Here is a 16,857-nt window from a genome sequence, read left to right as displayed (position 1 = left end):
TATCTCCTGTTCACTTACTGTTCACTCACAGATGTCAGAATCAAAAGATATTTTCTATCACTGACCCGGCATCCGCAAATTGCCCTGCTGCAAAGCAGCTCCTGCAATCTTCCATAATCTGTATCATACTAAAGAACCATCTGCAAAGTCAATAGCATCTGAAAAAAATCACTTTTCACTTTTTTGTGCCTCAATTCTCTCTGCCAGATCATTCAGATAAACCCACCTGTCCATCTTCTCATCCAGATCTGCCCGTGCCTTCTCCTTCTGCTCCATGATCTCACGAAGCTTCACAGAATTGGTGGCATTGGTCTCCATATCCTTATCCAGCTTCTCCAGCAGTTCCTCCAGCGCTGCAATATCATCATCGATAGTTTCAAATTCCCTCTGCTCTTTATAGGTAAATTTTAGCTTCTGGGGACGGTTCTGTTTCCAGTCTGCCTGGGCCGACTTCTTCTTTTCTCCACCGGTAACAGTAGTCTGTCCTTCCGATACTGCCCCGCCTTTTCTCGCCAGCGCCTCTGTATAATCCGTATATCCGCCTTCATACTGAGTCAGATGTCCATTCCCTTCAAAAGCAAAAATCCGGTCCACAATATTATCCAGAAAATACCTGTCATGAGACACTGCAATCACAATTCCCGCAAAAGAATCCAGATAATCCTCCAGAATGGTCAGTGTAGGAATATCCAGATCATTACTTGGCTCATCCAAAAGCAGCACATTCGGTGCCTCCATCAGAACCTTCAACAGATACAGACGCCTCTTTTCTCCACCAGATAACTTGGCAATGGGTGCATACTGCATAGCAGAGTCAAACAAAAAACGTTCCAACATCATGCTGGCAGAAATCTTTCCATCCCTGGTAGGAATATACTCCGCCACATCACGGATATAGTCGATCACACGCTGATTCGTATCCATATCCGGCACTTCCTGTGCAAAATATCCAATGCGGATCGTCTCACCGATTTCTACCTCACCGGCATCCGGCTGCACCATTCCATCGATGATCCTGATCAGAGTTGACTTTCCGCATCCATTCGGGCCAATGATCCCAAGTCTCTGATTTCTCAGCACAATATAATTAAAGTCATCCAGGATTACCTTATCTCCAAAGTTCTTGCTGATATGATGAAGTTCAATTGTCTTCTTTCCCATACGTGTCTCAACAGAATCCAGTTCCACATTCACATCCCGTACCGGAGCCTTTCCATTCTTCAGCTCCTCCAGACGTTCCAGACGTGCCCGTTGCTTGGTACTTCTTGCCCTGCATCCACGCTTTGCCCATTCCAGTTCCATACGAAGCACACTTTGCCGCTTCCTCTCACTGGCAAGCTCCATCTCCTCACGCTCTGCCTTCAGCTCCAGAAACTTCGAGTAATTGGCCTCATAAGCATAAAGACTGCCATGGGAGATCTCCAGAATCTTATTGGTAACCCTGTCAAGGAAATATCTGTCATGGGTAACCATGATCACAACACCTTTAAAACTTCTCAGAAAATCCTCCAGCCAGGTCACCATCTCATTGTCCAGATGGTTGGTAGGCTCGTCCAGAAGCAGCACATCACAGGGATTCACCAATGTCCTGGCCAGTGCCACCCTCTTCTTCTGCCCTCCGGACAAATGATCAATCTTCTCCTCGTGATCCATAATTCCAAGCTTATTCAGTACATTCCTGGCCTCACTCTCTGTGCTCCAGTCCTTCTGCCACTTACCCTCAGCCACATAATCCAGGATAGAAGCCCCCTGCGGAAACTCCGGCATCTGCGGCAGATACGTAATCCTGAGACCATTCTGTGTGATTACCTGCCCTTCATCCGGATCCTCCAGACCACCGATGATCTTCAGAATTGTAGACTTCCCGGTTCCGTTAATCCCGATAATCCCAATCTTATCCCCCTGATGCACCCCATAGGAAACATCATCCAGAACCACCTTTTCACCAAACACCTTGGAAACATGCTCTATATTCAGAATATTCATAAACTTAAACCTCTCTCGTAATTTTCGCTCCCATTATACCATCTCATCAGGTATTCTAAAACCCCCATCTGCTTTTTAATTATTACTTATCCCCATTCCCGGAAGCACGAAAAAACTCCTCCCCGGGCATCACCCGGAAAGGAGCATTCTCATCCCTGTTTTTATAAAAAAGGATTCATCAGTTCATCTCAGTTCCATTCTCAACTGCATACTTCAGTCCCTGCACAGCAACCGCCAGCGTAGCTTCCTCTACAGTAGCGCTTCCAAGATCACCCATATCCAGTGTCAGTGTATCATCATCATTCACTGCCACGCCAAAAGTAAGTGCCATCTCAGAAACTTCATCAGTAATCGTCACAGTACCATTCTCTTCATCAAAAGTACCTTCACCAACAAAGCTTACATAGTTATCATCCTGATCGATCACAAGTACTGAGCAGAAAGTTCCATCCTCATTAGCTGCATAAATAAAAGTCTCACCCGCTTCTGTTTCGCCGGAATAACACTCTGTCAGGATATCACCCATATCCTGATAAGTCTGATTGTAATCCGACTCATCACCGTCTGCCTCATAAGGCTCCAAGGTTGCAGTCAGGTCCAGGCTGTCCGGATCATAAAGTTCCAGAAGATTCTCTTCCTCATTTGCCTGCACCAGATAAGTTACCATATTTTCATCATCATACGTGCCGTCGTCATTTGCGAACTGCATTACCAGAGCTGTATATTCTCCGTCTGAACTCAGAGCATATACACCAAGAACATCCTGTTCTTCATCCTTCCACTGGCCAAAAAACGAATTATCTTTATAGAATCCGTAAATATCTCCCGCACTGTCCTTCCACAGACCCAACATTGCTTCTGATACATCCGCAACATCTCCGTCTGCCTCTTCTTCTGCTGCGTCATCTGCTGCCCATACCGGAGCAACCACAGAACCTAACATAGCCGCCACACAGAAACCTGCCATTAATTTTTTCCAGTTCTTCATAGTTGTTACCATCCCTTCTTTAAAATGTAAGTCTTTTTTACTGAATTTCCATGATCTTACTATATGAAATTCTGACATCATTTTCAATATACATGGGATTAAATGACATTTTCCATGAAATATGGTTACAGTAATCCTTGAATAATCTTTCCAAATAGTCTAAAATACAAACTATATTGCAAGGCGGACATTCGCAATCCGCTTTGTCACTCAGCTCTACACCAAATAACTGCTTCGCAGTTTATCAGGAGGTACTCTTTTTGAATATTGCAATCCTTGATGATTCAAAAGAAGATCTGCGGCAGATAAAATCTGTTGTCTCTTCTTACTATGAATCCCGGAACACATCCGCAGACATCTGTCTGTATTCCAGTGCAGAGTCCTTTTTCGCAAAATATTCTCCAGGCTTTTATGACCTGATCATTATGGACATTTACATGGACACCATGACCGGTATGGATGCAGCCAGAAAATTGCGCGATGCAAAAGACACTGCCGCTCTGATCTTCATTACAAGCAGTGATGCCTATGCTGTGGAAAGCTACGATGTCCAGGCATCCTACTATCTGCTGAAACCCTTTAATCCGGAAAAATTGTGCCGTATCCTTTCCACAATCCAGCTCAGACAGTCACAGAATTCCAGATACATCGAACTGATTTCTGACCGAACTCCTGTAAAGATTCCTGTACGCAGCATTCTCTATGTAGATACTTACCGCAATGCCATTCAGGTACATACAACAGATGCCGGTATCATACGCTCTTACATGACTTTCCAGAAATTTGAGGAGATTCTTGACGGTATGAAATGCTTTCTTTCCTGCTACAGGGGCTGTATCGTAAATATGGATCATATCGAGGAGGTCACCGAGGAAGGATTTCTCATGGACAGCCGGGAACTTGTCACTGTACGCAAACGCGGCTCCAATGCCATAAAAAAAGCATATCTGGAATACTTATTTTCATCAGATTCCGATAAATAATCATCTTACAATAAGTATTCCTGATATACCCCTTATACTTCTGCTGCTGTTTTTACAGGCAGGAAAATATTAACTTTAAATACACCATCTTCTGTACAGAAGGTCACATAACCCCCTGCTTTCTGTACCACCTCTGACACAGATGCAGTCCCAATCCCAAAGCCTTCATGTTTTGTCGAATAAAATCTGTCTTCTTTTCTCTGTATTTTATTTGTGTACGTATTGGAAATTTCTATCAGCAGTTTTTTATTCTTAATCTTTGTAAGGATCTTTACATAAGGATTCTTTTCCCGCGACTGTTCTGCCACTGCATCCACAGCATTCTCCAGAAGATTCCCGTAAATCTTGCATAAATCAGTATCTGAAATGCTGATATTTTTCGGAAGCATCATATCATGTTCAAGCAAAATCCCTCTCTGCTTCAGTTCACCGGCATAGAAATGGATGACCGCATCTACTGCCATATTTCTGCAATAACAGACTGTTTTTTCCTCTTTTGTCATAACAGAAGCATACTCCTGCAGATACTTCATCAGTTCTTCATATTTTTCCTGCTGTGCATAAGCCATGACTGTGCGGAGATGATGACGCATATCATGGCGCATTTTGCTGATCTCATCCATCTTCTGTGTAAGCTCTTCGTAATGCTGTTTCTGCATCAGAATCTTCTGCTCCATCTGACGGCTGTATTCCCCATAGGTTAACTGGAATCTGTAGGCATTGGCAAGCTCTATCCACAAAGTCAGACCCACACAGAAAACAAGCACTGCAGATCCAAATTCCGTAAACCATCCTCCTACGATCGGCTCATAGGCTTTCCATATTCTGTCTGCTGCCAGAGATGAAGCATAGGCAGTAATTCCCACCAGAAGAACACTGTTGTATTTCTGCTGTATATCCTTCACACTTCTGAACATCAGATAAGCTGCCGAAAACCATTTCATAATTTCCGTAATCCCTGAAATCAGATAAAGACCGCCTGCAGACTGAATCCCGGAACAGAACAATTCTGCCGTAAAAATCAAAACACCTGCCGCCGCAAGGATAACTGCCAGAATTTCCGGAAAACGTCCTTCATCACAAAGGATTTTCTGCTGCACAGCCACAACACATGCAAACATCAGATAATAAAATAAAGTTTCCAGTCCATAACTGGGCTGCACTTTTACAGGGACAAATGCGTGAAGGACAGGATAGAAACTATATCCTATAACACAGACGCAAAGCAGGGCAAAAAAGCAAAGCTCCGTCTTTTTTGTACGCACAAACATATAAACTGCAAAAAGAAAAACAAAAAATGTAAGCGCCAGATATACTGCATCACCCACAATCGACAGACCTCTGATCAGATTCACCTGCAAAGGAGAGCCAAATACCGGTACAAACTGAATGCCGGAGGATACTGAATGCCAGTCTGTCACAGAGATCATCATCTCCACAGTTCCTTTTCCCTCAAATGTAAAAACTCTGTTCTGTATCTGTTCCTTATAATTCTCCGGATCCGGATTTCCCACCTGTCCGATCAGATTTCCGTTTACATACAGATTATAAGAAGAAAATACTTCAACAAGACCTATTGCATATCGTTTTTCCTTCTCAGGAAGCACCAGTGTCAGCCGATATGTTCCGCTTCCAAAAGGAGATTTATCCTCATCTCCAAGATCCATGCCACCATATTCTCCTATGGAAATATAACGGCTGTAGTACTCTTCTTTATGTTCCTCAAGCTCCCGGGGTGTCAGCAGCAGATCAGGATAATATTCCCATTCTCCTGTCAGATAATGTACAGAATCCTCCTGTATATAAAGAATCCCCTGTATTGCACGGTCACCTTTTGCCGTATACTTATTGTCAAAGCAGTAAAGCAAAAAGAACACACCCATGGACAAGGCAAACACAGCTGCTACAAGTATCAATGAATATTTCCGGTTTTTCTTCATTGCTGCCACCTCCTTTTTGTCCACAGGTGTATTCTTATTCTATCTGTTTCTTATGTTATTTCGCTTTTTTCTCAGAATCAGGAGCAAAATCAGTCCGACTGCTACAACGCTCAACAATCCACAGATTTTTCCGGTTTCTATTTTCTGTTTTTCTGATAATCCTTCTGCATTTACCTCTTTTGCCATAGTGCTGTCCGCTTCCCCATCAGAAATCACTTCTGCGCTTTCAACGGTATCTGCGTCTGATACTGAAGCTTCTGTCAAATCTGTCTCTGTTTTATCTGCCTGCCCACTGACAGAAGCTTCTGAGATGAAATAATCTCCTGTCTTCTCTATCTCAACCCGCAGAATCTTCTGTTTTTCCTGCCAGGTTACCGCACACAAATTTCCCTGTGCATCCGCAACTGTCACAGTCTCCGGAGATGAAATTTCTCCAAATACAGAAGTCTGAAATTCCGCTGTACTTCCCGGAATTTCCGTTACTTCCTCTCCTCTTACAAAAATTCTCAGGGAAAAAGCAGATTCTGCAGTTTTCTCTATTCTCATCTGGATTTCATCATTCGCTGCCACTTTCCAGGTATTTATCGTCTCAGGCAGAATCGTCACAGAAATTCCCTGCTTTTCAAATCTGACGATTCCATTTTGCTGTAACATCAGAAGCAGTCTCTGACCGCTGATTGCCGTGATAGTATCTGTACTCAGCTCAGTTACCGTACTATCTGCAGCATCAAAATCCGATGTTGTTCCGGAATCGGTTGCTTTTATCTCTCCTGCTGAAGTTTTCTGCCCGGAGCTTCTGCTATTATCCGAAGTTTCGTCGGAACTTTCTTCATAATAATTCTCTTTAGTATCCGGAGATTCCATTCCTTCTACGGAAGGCACCGACGTAACCGTCTGCCCCGGGGCCTTCTGCACAATAGCCGGAAGATTTTTCTCATCTCTGTCTGAAAAGTTTCTCTCATGCCAGTATTCGTTCACAATAAAATCATCATTATACAGAAAAGAATAAATCCCTGTACTCCCTGTTTCATAAACCGCACAGATATCGTAATTATTTCCTTTTTTCAGTACTTCCCGGCAGTAAAGCTGTATCCCTCCGGATGTTACTTCCGCCAGTTCTCTGTCCAGCTTCTGATAACTCCCTTTATTCTCACGTATATAAACCTGCACATTCTGAAGTTCTTCTGCTGAAAAATCTGCCATAAGCATCGGAAACTCTACCAGATCCACTACAGGCATACTGTAAGTATCAATCTGCGGATTTCCCCTTTTCTGTACGGAAAGATAGGCATATGCCTTTGGCAGTGCCAGATTCTCAGCTAACTGATATCCTTTCGGCACCACAAATGTACCGATGAGTTTACAAACGCCCTGTTTCGTAAGATCAGCCTGACTCATATCCCAGGAAGACTCCAGAATAATCTCAGGGTTTTCTGCTGTATTCTCGAATTTCTCAGCAGTGCTGACGCGAAGTCTGACACTTTCTTTCAGATCTTCTTCTATTTTTTCCAGACTGCTGCCGGTTTCTACTGCATAGGCAGCACATCTGCTCAGATATTTCTCATCTTTTGCATTATAAGAACGAATACGTTTTGCAGGGCTTCCCGTATTTCCAAGTTGACTGTACTGGTAACTGTATACTTTAAGACTGCCATCCTTTTGATACCGAAAGCGCAGAGTACCGGTCTGTCTCTGTCCATCGCCATAAACTACCATCAACGAATACGTATTTCCCACAACCATGCTCTGATTGGAGACATACAGACCATCCTCGCTGCAAAGGGCAAACCCTTCCTCTGTAAGATTCATCCACTGCCCGTTATCCTTTTTCAGATAAGCTTCCATAGAATCTGCATCTTCTCTTTCCAGCCATGGAAAAATATAGAGTCCGGCTGCTGTCAGCCTGTAATAAGTATTGATCTCCGGCCTTCCCGGATACTGAATCGAAACTGTAGTCTGCACCTGCGGACTATTGATTTCCCCGAGATCATATCCCCGGAGCAGTTTCAATGTTCCCTTTACAGTATAAACACCCGGAAGCTCCATATTGACAGCAGAAACATCCCACAGAACCGGAATATGCAGGGTATCTGAATCTGTATAAACAGTATAGGTTATCTCTGACAGCTTATCACAAATGACTTCACTACTTTTATTTATCTCCACTGCCACAGCAGGAATATCTTTGGGCGCAGTCACGTGGCTGACCGTATTTTCCTGCCCGCTGATGACCGTCGTTTTTTTTATGATAAGCATCCCGGACAGACAGATACCTATCATCAAGATCAAAAATATACGCTTTTCTTTTCTCATAGTATTCTCCATCACTATGACACCAGGAATCGTCACCTGTCTGTCACCTGTCTGACATCTGTCTTTAGCTTACCTTATTTTCCTGATTCCATCAACAGACATAGGATAAACTGCATTTTTTCATGAAAAATGGCGTTACTGTTTCTGTCTCCGGAAGTGCTCTGCCTTTTCCTTTCCAGGGAATTTCATGAAATAGTATACAACAAACAGCACCGCCGTAATACTCCATGAAACCGGATAACTGAGCATGATCGTATTGATTCCCGGATACATCTGTCCGGCTGTAAAAAGCCACAGGATTCTCAAAGAACACACACCGCCACAGGTAAGGAGCATAGGCACCAGAACCTTTCCGGTACCCCTCAGTGCCCCGGACAAAATTCCTATGATTACATAAATGAAATAGGACGGCAGCAAAAAACGACTCATATGAACACCATGGACGATCACTGCGCTATCTGTGGTAAACAGACGATAAATCCAGGGAGCAAATGAATACATCAAAATGATCATCACCGCAGAACTGACCATACTCATGACCATGCAGACACTCACACTCTTTCGCATACGGTGATATTTGCCGGCTCCGAAATTCTGTCCCACAAAGGTAGTAATGGAAATTGCAAACGCATTGATCACCATCCAGAAAAGAGCATCGATTTTCCCAAGAGTTCCCCATGCCGCCACTGTGTCAGTTCCCAGATTATTTACAAATACCTGTATCACAATATTGGAAATATTATACATTACAGATTCCAGACCTGCCGGAATACCGATTCTCAGAACTGAAAACAGCATTCTTCTGTCAAAACGGATCTGATTGATCTTCAGCACATATATCTCTCTGGTTTTCAGAAGCATTACTGTTACGATCAGCGCACTGATCACCTGAGAAGTAACTGTAGCAACAGCTACTCCTGTCACACCCATGCCAAACGCAACCACAAACAGCAGATCAAGAATAATGTTCAGCACACAGGTAATGATCAGAACATACAGTGGTCTTTTGGAGTCTCCTACTGCACGCAGGATGGCTGCTCCCATATTATAAACCAGATTAAAAACCATTCCGCCAAAATAAATATGAAGATACACTGCAGAGTCCTCTACTACATCTGCAGGTGTCTTCATAAGCAGCAATGCAGGTCTGGTCAGAAAAATCCCCACTACAGTAAGAACAATTCCCGCTGCAATGGAGAATGCAAATGCTGTATGCAGTGCCTTACTCAGATTCTTCTTATCTTTTGCCCCATAAAACTGCGAGATCACAACTGCCGCCCCTGAGGAAAGCCCTACAAAAAAGCCAACGATCAGATTGGCGATCTGACTGGCAGAACCTCCAACTGCTGCAAGTGCCTGTTTTCCTACGAAACGGCCTACAACGATGGTATCTGCTGTGTTATAGATCTGCTGAAAAAACGTTCCGAATACGATCGGAAAGAAAAATAACAGCAACTGTTTCCAGATCACACCTTCTGTGATCTGGTTGATCTTCTCCTTTTTCCTCATTTTCTCTATTCCTCATCCATTTTATATTCAGACGGACATATTCGTCCGTTTCACACTTGTTTTTACTCAGATATCTGCTGTCTGATCTGCCACACATTTCAGACATACAAAAAGCAGGCTCCCCACGCTAATGGGACAACCTGCTATGCTTTGCAACCATTAAGAATTAGTCTTCAACTTTAATGATTTCCTTTTTGTTGTAGCTTCCGCAAGCTTTGCATACTCTGTGCGGCATCATAAGAGCTCCACATTTGCTGCATTTTACAAGGTTCGGAGCGCTCATTTTCCAGTTTGCTCTTCTCTTATCGCGTCTTGCTTTGGAAGATTTATTCTTCGGACAGATGGACATTATGTTACACCTCCTTAAATTTACTAAATATATCACTGATAGCTGCCATACGGGGATCCTTAGGTTCCTCGACGCATCCACAAGGACCGTCATTGAGGTTTTTCCCACACTGGCTACAGATTCCTTTGCAGTCTTCTCTACATAAAACCTTCAAGGGCCAGCTCATCAGTACCTCAAGATAGACCAGCTGGTCCACATCCAGGTCCATACCTGTGAGATAAGAACTCTCATCCAGATCATTCACACGGTCTTCATCCGTAAGCTTCATATCAAGTTTTCGCTCGATTTCTAAAGGAATCTCAACGGAAACCTCTTCCAGGCATCTGTCGCAGGGAATACCAACGGTAATTTTACCTGTTCCTGTAACCTCAAGATTTCTGTCACCTGTATTTACAATAGTAAGCTCTATCGGCTCCTTCGCAATTACCGGAAAAGTTCCTGACTGAAAGGTGATTGCATCCATTCCAAACTCTACAGTTTTCTGAATACGCATCCCTTCACTGGATGAAATATCTGATAAATGTATCTGCATACTTTTCTCCTATCCACACTTGTTTTATTATACATACCGCTTCTGCTTTTGTCAACGATAAATTAGAAAAATTTCACATTTTGTCAAGTAATATTCCTTTACGGGATATTTTCTCATCTGACAGCAATATTACTGCGTAATTTCAATGTGCCCTATGGGCGCAAAGAAGGGTGCTCCTGACAGATGCACCCTTCTCTTCTTATTATAAATATAGTTTTATCCAACTATATTTCTCTCGTTCGGACATAATACAGACACTCTGTTGTCTGCTGATTTCAATTACCTCTAAAACCTATACGAATTACAGCAATTACTGTTTCATTCAATTTCAGTAATACTACAGACTATCTTGGTTTTTTCAGATTAAACCAGAGCTACAGTCTCTCTGCAGATTGCAAGTTCTTCGTTTGTAGGAATTACAGCAACTTTCACTTTGGAATCCGGTGTAGAGATTACGATTTCTTCTCCACGAACTCCGTTCGCTTCTTTGTCAAGTGTAACTCCAAGATAGCCAAGATAGCTTACAACTTTCTCACGTACAGGAATAGCGTTCTCACCGATACCTGCTGTAAATACGATGGCATCTACACCGTTCATAGCTGCAACATATCCGCCAACGAATTTAGCGATACCATAGCAGAGAACATCGATCGCATTAGCTGCATCTTCGTTTCCGCTCTGAGCTGCATCGTTCAGGTCACGGAAGTCACTGGATAATCCGCCGGATAATCCAAGAAGACCGGATTTCTTGTTGAGAACATTCATCATACCAGCGATGTCAAGGTTCTCTTTCTTAGCGATGAACTCCATGATAGCCGGGTCAATGTTACCGGAACGTGTTCCCATAACAACACCTTCAAGTGGAGTAAGACCCATTGTTGTATCTACACATTTGCCGTTTACAACAGCACTGATGGAAGAACCGTTTCCAAGGTGGCAGACGATAACTTTGGAGTTATCTTTGTCAAGGCCAAGAAATTCAACAGCGCGTTTGGAAACGAAGCTGTGGGATGTTCCGTGGAAACCATATCTTCTTACTTTGTAGTTCTTGTAATATTCGATCGGAAGGCCATAGAGATATGCTTTTGCAGGCATTGTCTGATGGAAAGCTGTATCGAATACTGCTACCTGAGGTACACCTGGCATAAGTTCGGAGCATACACGGATACCGATCAGGTTTGCAGGGTTGTGAAGTGGTGCAAGGTCATTGCACTCTTCTACTGCTGCGATCACTTCATCTGTGATCACTACAGATTTTGCAAATTTCTCACCACCATGTACAACACGATGTCCAACAGCGTTTACTTCTTTCAGGCTTCCGATTGCGCCTGTTTTATCATTTGTGAGGGCATCCAGTACCATCTGGATTGCTTCTTTATGTGTAGGCATAGCTGCTTCTGTGATTTCTTTGTCGCAGCCAGCTTTCTGGTATACTAATCTTCCGTCAATACCGATTCTCTCGCAGAGACCTTTTGCAAGAACTGCTTCTGAATCAGAGTTGATCAGCTGATATTTCAGGGATGAACTTCCACAGTTGATTACTAATACGTTCATTTTCATATTCTGCCGACAATAAATTTCGAATATCGTCCACAATTCCGGCACAAATCTTCAAAAATTTCTGTCAGCTTTTCCTTTCATATTATAATATTAATATTTTCTCATTATTTCTCATGAAATATGAGTAATGATATCAAAGGCATCAGAATCAGAAACCTCTCCTCCGATGCCCTTAATTATGTAATCAATCAAATATCTTTAATCCGATTCGGATTCACTATGTGACAAAATCTTATTTGTCGCTGGCCTGGCACTGTACTGCTGTGATAGCTACTACACCAACGATATCGTCTGCAGAGCATCCACGGGACAGGTCGTTTACAGGTTTCGCAATACCCTGAGTTACAGGTCCGTAAGCTTCTGCTTTTGCAAGACGCTGTACAAGTTTGTATCCGATGTTACCTGCATCAAGGTCTGGGAATACAAGTACGTTAGCTTTACCAGCTACTTCGCTTCCCGGAGCTTTGGATGCGCCTACGCTTGGAACGATAGCTGCATCAAGCTGGAATTCTCCGTCAAGTGCAAGATCTGGATTCTGCTCTTTCGCGATCTTTGTAGCTTCTACGACTTTATCTACGTCAGCATGTTTTGCGCTGCCTTTCGTGGAGTGTGAAAGCATAGCTACAACTGGTTTCTCCTGAACGAGAAGCTCGAAAGATTCTGCAGAAGATGCTGCGATTGCTGCAAGTTCTTCCGGATTCGGGTTCTGGTTCAGACCGGAATCAGCAAATACAAATGCTCCGTTTGCACCATATTCGCAGTTCGGAACTACCATTAAGAAGAATGCAGATACAAGTTTAGTACCTGGTTTGGTCTTCAGAATCTGAAGGCATGGTCTTAATGTATCAGCTGTGGAATGACATGCACCGGATACCATACCGTCTGCATCGCCCATTTTTACCATCATTACACCATAGTACAGATACTGGTTAAGAAGAATATCTTTAGCCTGCTCTGGTGTCATGCCTTTTTTCTGTCTTAATTCTACTAACTTGTCAATGTATCCCTGAGTTTTCTCTGATGTAGCAGGATCTACGATCTGTGCGCCGGAAATATCATATCCGTCTTCAGCTGCACTCTTTTTAACAGCTTCTTCGTTACCAACAAGGATAACCTTTGCAATTCCTTCTTTTAAGATTTTCTCTGTAGCTGCCAGAGTTCTTTTATCTTCTGTCTCCGGAAGTACGATTGTTTTTACGTTTGCTTTTGCTCTTTCTTTGAGTGTGTCAATAAATCCCATGATTAAAATGGCTCCTTTCATATAACAGCTCTGACACAGTATTCACGACTGCATCAGCTTTCTGCACTGTGTTTATTATAACTCGTGAAGCCTTGTATTTCAAGCATCTGAATGGTAGAATATGACATAAAAAAGTTTTTTTTGAGATGCAATATAGTAAAAATAAGACAGTCATATGAGATTTCAGAAAGGAGTATCCGTCAGAATATATGAGAACAGCCGGAATTATCGCAGAATATAATCCATTTCACAGAGGACACGAATATCAGATCCAATATACGAAAGAAAAACTTGGGGCAGACTATGTCATTATTGCTATGAGCGGGGATTACGTGCAGAGAGGTACCCCTGCACTTCTCGCCAAACATGCCCGGGCAGACATGGCACTTCGCTGTGGGGCAGACCTTGTGCTGGAACTGCCTGTTTCTGTATGTACGGCAAGCGCAGAAGCTTTTGCCATGGGTGGGGTTTCCCTGCTGGATGGACTTGGGGTTGTGGATCTGCTCTGCTTCGGAAGTGAATCCGGGGAGATCAGCGCCTTGAAAGAACTAGCAGAAATTCTTGTGGAAGAACCTGAAAAATATAAAACTCTGCTGAGAAATTTTTTATCCCAGGGACTCTCCTTTCCTGCTGCCAGAAGTCAGGCACTTACGGAATATTTCAAAAATCCCCGCAATTTCAGCGGAGACGATTTTGACGGAGTCCTGACACCTCTTTTTAATGAAGTTACCCGGATTCTGAATACCCCTAATAATATTCTTGGCATTGAGTACTGTAAGGCTCTGCTGCGTCTGGGCAGTAGCATCCGGCCAGTCACTGTCCGCCGAGAGGGAATGGGCTATCATGATACTCTGGCATCTAATAATCTGTCAGATCTGAGATTTGATCCAGCTTCTGATACAGACCCAGATTCTGATTTCCCATCTGCCTGTGCAATCCGCAAACTTATCTGCGGTACAGATAAAAACGGCGGCAAATACTCTGACCATACTGGTTATGACATTCTTGCATCCCAGATTCCTTCTGACGCTTTTGATATTTTCAAAAAAGTTCTGAGTTCCGGAGAATTTCTTACAGAAGATGCCCTGAACTCTATCCTTTCTTATTGTCTGCTGCAGAAAAATGTTTCTGAACTTGCCTCTTTTCTGGATGTCTCAGAAAATCTTGCACAGAGAATTGTAAATCAAAAGAATCTCCTGCAGGGATTTTTGCAATCTGCATCTGTACTTAAAACAAAAGAACTTACCCAGACCCGGATCCAGCGCGCACTGCTTCATATTATCCTCGGCATCCACCAGGTACCTGATAATGTTCCCTATGCCCGTGTCCTGGGATTTCGCAGAGAAAGCAGTTCCCTGTTAAAAGAAATCAAAACAAACAGCTGCATTCCCGTTATCACCAAACTTGCTAATGCTCCGTCTCTGCTCGACTGCCAGGCTCAGGAGCTGCTGAAAGAAACGACTTTTGCCTCCAATCTGTATGGATCCCTTATTGCGCAGAAAAGCGGCAGAAAATTTATTCATGAATATGAGAAACAAATTGTCATCATCTAAGAAGGCACAGTAACGGCCACAGTAGTCGACATTTCACTGCATGCGATCGAATAGCTGCCTGATTCAAAAAAAGAACCATATGTATCCGTTCCCAGCTTCTGCTGTTTTCTTCACATATGGTTCTTTTTCTTTTTATTTTTTCTCTCCCGAAAGAAGAATACGGTCATTGTCAAGCATCTTGCCTGCACCTGTTTTGAACTTGTCAAGAAGTCCCTCTACTGTCAGGCCTTTTTTCTCTTCTTCATGGATATCCAGCACAATGTTTCCGGAATCCATCATCAGAATACGGTTTCCCAGATCCAGCGCTGACTGCATATTGTGAGTGATCATCAGGCAGGTAAGCTGATGTTCTTCCACAATCCGTTTCGTAAGGTTCAGCACTTTCTCTGCTGTTCCCGGGTCAAGGGCTGCTGTATGCTCATCCAGAAGCAAAAGCTTCGGCGGGTTCATTGTTGCCATCAAAAGTGTCAGCGCTTGTCTCTGTCCGCCGGAAAGAAGTCCCACCGGATGACTCATACGTTTCTCAAGTCCGATATCCAGAAGCTTCAGTTCTTCATAAAAATGCTCTTTCTCCTGTCTGGACACATGGGAGAGCCATCCTCCCTTTCCTGCTGCAAGTGCCAGGTTCTCTTCAATGGTCATTCCAGGTGCAGTTCCTCTCATAGGATCCTGATACAGACGGCCGATGGTTTTTGCACGTACATGCTGTGGCATAAATGTAATGTCCTGTCCATCCAGCATGATCACACCGGAATCTGTAAGAAAATCTCCGCAGATTGCATTGAACAGAGTAGATTTACCTGCACCGTTAGAACCGATGATCGTTGCAAAATCACCCTTCTCCAGATTCAGGGATAAGTCCTTGATCGCCTGCTTCTCGTTTACCGTACCCGGATTAAAAGTCTTGGAAATATGTTCAATCTTCAGCATAAATCAATGTACTCCCTTCCTGTGAGTCATTCTTCTCTTAATCTGCGGCCACTGTTTCTTCAGGTACGGACCTGAAATAGCCAGTACAACGATCACAGAAGATACCAATTTCAGCATAAATGCCGGCATGTTAAATCTCAGCGCAACGGTATATACCAGACGGAAAATAAAAGATCCAAGTACCATACCTACTGCTCTTACGAAAATTCCGCCTCTGCCAAGAATCGTACCTCCGATCAGCAGGGAAGCAAGTGCGATAGTAACCATTCCCTGTCCGATATTAATATCTACAGATTTCTGTGACTGGGATAACAGACATCCGGAAAGTGCTGTAAAGGAGTTTGCCACGCAGAGACCTACGATCGTAGTAAATACCGGGTTAATAGATGAAGATTTTACCATATCTGCATTATTTCCGGTTGCTCTGATTGCCAGACCAAGTCTGGTCCTTAAGAAAAATACGAGAAAAGCAATTACAATGGCCACTGCGATAAAGGCAACGACAATGTCTCCTCTTCCTTTCAGCGGTGTATTTTTCAATGTTTCTTTCATCATGGAAAATACAGTCTCTGTTCTGTTCATGTTGATCAGGGAAGATCCTCCCATTACTGCAATGTTCACGGAATAAAGACCGGTATTCACGATAATTCCGGCAAGAAGACTGTCAACACCAAGCTTCGTCTGAAGTATAGCTGTCACAAAGCCCGAGCATACACCCGCAGCCATAGCTGCAAAAATTGATAAAAAAGGATGTCCGCTGACTGCCACTGCCGCTCCCACTGCCGCTCCCAGTGTGAAACAGCCATCAGTGGAAAGGTCACAGACATTCAGCATGGAATAACTGAGAAACAGGGCAAGAACTGTCAGCGAACAGATCAGGCCAAGCTTCAGTGCGGTCTCTCCAAGAGAGAGTATAGTCGCAATAGTCACGATAATTTCCTCCAGTTTGTATTTATTTTATTACATTCAATGAA

General features: G+C 43.3%; 13 protein-coding genes. 2 read left to right on the top strand and 11 right to left on the bottom strand.

All coding sequences use genetic code 11. The annotated features are described in order from the left end of the window. Positions 1–168: 168 nt before the first annotated feature. Complete coding sequence (locus R8695_RS06290) at positions 169–1,986, bottom strand: ABC-F family ATP-binding cassette domain-containing protein (protein WP_154780058.1); 1,818 nt, start codon at positions 1,984–1,986, stop codon at positions 169–171. A 178-nt stretch (positions 1,987–2,164) separates the two neighbouring features. After that, on the bottom strand, positions 2,165–2,974 hold the full coding sequence (locus R8695_RS06285) for a hypothetical protein (RefSeq protein ID WP_154780059.1): 810 nt from the start codon (positions 2,972–2,974) through the stop codon (positions 2,165–2,167). A gap of 260 nt (positions 2,975–3,234) precedes the next feature. Here R8695_RS06285 and R8695_RS06280 point away from each other — a divergent pair, with 260 nt between their 5' ends. Continuing rightward, a complete protein-coding gene (locus R8695_RS06280) occupies positions 3,235–3,957 on the top strand; it encodes a LytR/AlgR family response regulator transcription factor (RefSeq protein ID WP_154780060.1) in 723 nt (240 codons plus the stop codon). 32 nt (positions 3,958–3,989) lie between these two features. On the opposite strand, the gene R8695_RS06275 is transcribed toward R8695_RS06280, so the two are convergent. From R8695_RS06275 to pta, 7 genes are all read right to left on the bottom strand, one after another. Beyond that, complete coding sequence (locus tag R8695_RS06275; protein WP_154780061.1) at positions 3,990–5,897, bottom strand: sensor histidine kinase; 1,908 nt, start codon at positions 5,895–5,897, stop codon at positions 3,990–3,992. 39 nt (positions 5,898–5,936) lie between these two features. Further along, entirely contained in the window at positions 5,937–8,210 is a 2,274-nt protein-coding gene (locus tag R8695_RS06270; protein ID WP_154780062.1) for a hypothetical protein, read from the bottom strand. Between the two features lie 135 nt (positions 8,211–8,345). Further along, the gene (locus R8695_RS06265) at positions 8,346–9,719 is read right to left on the bottom strand and encodes an MATE family efflux transporter (RefSeq protein WP_118509588.1); all 1,374 of its coding nucleotides are present in this window, start codon (positions 9,717–9,719) and stop codon (positions 8,346–8,348) included. A gap of 166 nt (positions 9,720–9,885) precedes the next feature. Next, positions 9,886–10,068 (bottom strand): 50S ribosomal protein L32, encoded by a 183-nt coding sequence (gene rpmF, locus R8695_RS06260; protein ID WP_118509587.1) that lies wholly within the window; start codon positions 10,066–10,068, stop codon positions 9,886–9,888. A 4-nt stretch (positions 10,069–10,072) separates the two neighbouring features. Beyond that, positions 10,073–10,600 (bottom strand): YceD family protein, encoded by a 528-nt coding sequence (locus R8695_RS06255; protein ID WP_118509586.1) that lies wholly within the window; start codon positions 10,598–10,600, stop codon positions 10,073–10,075. 363 nt (positions 10,601–10,963) lie between these two features. Then, the gene (locus R8695_RS06250) at positions 10,964–12,154 is read right to left on the bottom strand and encodes an acetate/propionate family kinase (RefSeq protein WP_118509585.1); all 1,191 of its coding nucleotides are present in this window, start codon (positions 12,152–12,154) and stop codon (positions 10,964–10,966) included. 238 nt (positions 12,155–12,392) lie between these two features. Further along, positions 12,393–13,400: a phosphate acetyltransferase gene (gene pta, locus R8695_RS06245; RefSeq protein ID WP_118509584.1), complete on the bottom strand. Its 1,008-nt coding sequence runs from the start codon at positions 13,398–13,400 to the stop codon at positions 12,393–12,395. A 209-nt stretch (positions 13,401–13,609) separates the two neighbouring features. Between pta and R8695_RS06240 the strand changes: the two genes are divergently transcribed. Further along, positions 13,610–14,953, top strand: a complete 1,344-nt coding sequence (locus tag R8695_RS06240; protein WP_154780063.1) for a tRNA(Met) cytidine acetate ligase — start codon at positions 13,610–13,612, stop codon at positions 14,951–14,953. Positions 14,954–15,085: 132 nt separating this feature from the next. On the opposite strand, the gene R8695_RS06235 is transcribed toward R8695_RS06240, so the two are convergent. Beyond that, entirely contained in the window at positions 15,086–15,883 is a 798-nt protein-coding gene (locus tag R8695_RS06235; RefSeq protein WP_118509582.1) for an ABC transporter ATP-binding protein, read from the bottom strand. A gap of 3 nt (positions 15,884–15,886) precedes the next feature. Then, positions 15,887–16,813: an ABC transporter permease gene (locus R8695_RS06230; RefSeq protein WP_308418811.1), complete on the bottom strand. Its 927-nt coding sequence runs from the start codon at positions 16,811–16,813 to the stop codon at positions 15,887–15,889. Positions 16,814–16,857: the final 44 nt, after the last annotated feature.

The sequence above is a fragment of the Blautia luti genome (assembly GCF_033096465.1).
Taxonomy (GTDB): Bacteria; Bacillota; Clostridia; order Lachnospirales; family Lachnospiraceae; genus Blautia_A; species Blautia_A luti.
This window is presented reverse-complemented; position numbering and strand designations above follow the sequence as displayed.

What these genes read in the sequence shown, in the direction of transcription:
- R8695_RS06250 (WP_118509585.1), bottom strand. Translation starts at nt 12,154, where the DNA reads ATGAACGTATTAGTAATCAACTGTGGAAGTTCATCCCTGAAATATCAG.
- R8695_RS06290 (WP_154780058.1), bottom strand. Translation starts at nt 1,986, where the DNA reads ATGAATATTCTGAATATAGAGCATGTTTCCAAGGTGTTTGGTGAAAAG.
- R8695_RS06285 (WP_154780059.1), bottom strand. Translation starts at nt 2,974, where the DNA reads ATGAAGAACTGGAAAAAATTAATGGCAGGTTTCTGTGTGGCGGCTATG.
- R8695_RS06270 (WP_154780062.1), bottom strand. Translation starts at nt 8,210, where the DNA reads ATGAGAAAAGAAAAGCGTATATTTTTGATCTTGATGATAGGTATCTGT.
- R8695_RS06235 (WP_118509582.1), bottom strand. Translation starts at nt 15,883, where the DNA reads ATGCTGAAGATTGAACATATTTCCAAGACTTTTAATCCGGGTACGGTA.
- R8695_RS06255 (WP_118509586.1), bottom strand. Translation starts at nt 10,600, where the DNA reads ATGCAGATACATTTATCAGATATTTCATCCAGTGAAGGGATGCGTATT.
- R8695_RS06275 (WP_154780061.1), bottom strand. Translation starts at nt 5,897, where the DNA reads ATGAAGAAAAACCGGAAATATTCATTGATACTTGTAGCAGCTGTGTTT.
- R8695_RS06240 (WP_154780063.1), top strand. Translation starts at nt 13,610, where the DNA reads ATGAGAACAGCCGGAATTATCGCAGAATATAATCCATTTCACAGAGGA.
- pta (WP_118509584.1), bottom strand. Translation starts at nt 13,400, where the DNA reads ATGGGATTTATTGACACACTCAAAGAAAGAGCAAAAGCAAACGTAAAA.
- rpmF (WP_118509587.1), bottom strand. Translation starts at nt 10,068, where the DNA reads ATGTCCATCTGTCCGAAGAATAAATCTTCCAAAGCAAGACGCGATAAG.
- R8695_RS06265 (WP_118509588.1), bottom strand. Translation starts at nt 9,719, where the DNA reads ATGAGGAAAAAGGAGAAGATCAACCAGATCACAGAAGGTGTGATCTGG.